Source organism: Flavobacterium zhairuonense (assembly GCF_004352915.1).
Lineage (GTDB): Bacteria > Bacteroidota > Bacteroidia > Flavobacteriales > Flavobacteriaceae > Flavobacterium > Flavobacterium zhairuonense.
The window spans coordinates 1-1282 of record NZ_SJSY01000041.1; the positions used below are offsets into that span (position 1 = coordinate 1).

General features: G+C 38.1%; 1 pseudogene. It reads left to right on the forward strand.

The annotated features are described in order from the left end of the window. Nucleotides 1–1282 (forward strand): annotated as a pseudogene (locus EYY60_RS22175) (hypothetical protein); the annotation flags it as partial.

Below are 1282 nucleotides of genomic sequence, written 5' to 3' on the forward strand. Positions count from 1 at the left end.
TTCTACATCACAAAATGCATTAAAAATAGTCAATGATGGATGTACAGCGGATCAAATATTGAACCTCACTGTAAATCCTAAACCTTTAGACATTGTTACTACAGAATCAATCTGTTCTGGAAACACTTATACTTGGCCGGCAAACGGAATCACCTACTCTACAACACAAACAGGATTAAGAATAAACAATGACGGATGTACGGCAGATCAAATACTGAATCTGACTGTAATCGATAAACCTCTAGATACTGTAACCAATCAAACAATTTGTTTCGGTGAAACATATACATGGCCGGCAAACGGAATCACTTATTCCACTTCACAGACCGGACTAAAAATAGTGAATGAAGGATGTACAGCGGATCAAATATTGAACCTGACTGTAAATCCTAAACCTTTAGACATTGTTACAACGGAATCGATCTGTTCTGGAAATACTTACACTTGGCCGGCAAACGGAATTACCTATTCTACATCACAAAATGCATTAAAAATAGTCAATGACGGATGCACGGCTGATCAAATATTGAATCTGACTGTAGGTTCTAAACCCGCTGATATAGTAACTACAGAATCAATCTGTTCTGGAAACACTTACACTTGGCCAGCAAACGGAATCACTTATTCCACTTCACAAATTGGGCTAAGAAAAGTCCATGACGGATGCACGGCTGATCAAATATTGAATCTGACTGTAACTGATAAACCTGCCGATGCGATAACCAATCAAACAATCTGCTCAGGACAGACTTACACTTGGCAAGCAAACGGAATTACCTATTCCACATCACAGACCGGATTAAGAAAAGTCAATGACGGATGTACAGCAGATCAAATATTGAACCTGACTGTAAATCCTAAACCTTTAGACATTGTTACAACGGAATCGATCTGTTCTGGAAATACTTACACTTGGCCGGCAAACGGAATTACCTATTCTACATCACAAAATGCATTAAAAATAGTCAATGACGGATGCACGGCTGATCAAATATTAAACCTGACTGTAACTGATAAACCTTTAGACATTGTTACAACGGAATCGATCTGTTCTGGAAGCACTTACACGTGGCCAGCAAACGGAATTACCTATTCTACAACACAAAATGCATTAAAAATAGTTAATGACGGATGCACGGCTGATCAAATATTGAACCTGACTGTAAATCCTAAACCTTTAGACATTGTTACTACAGAATCAATCTGTTCTGGAAACACTTACACTTGGCCGGCAAACGGAATCACCTATTCTACATCACAAAATGCATTAAAAATAGTCAAT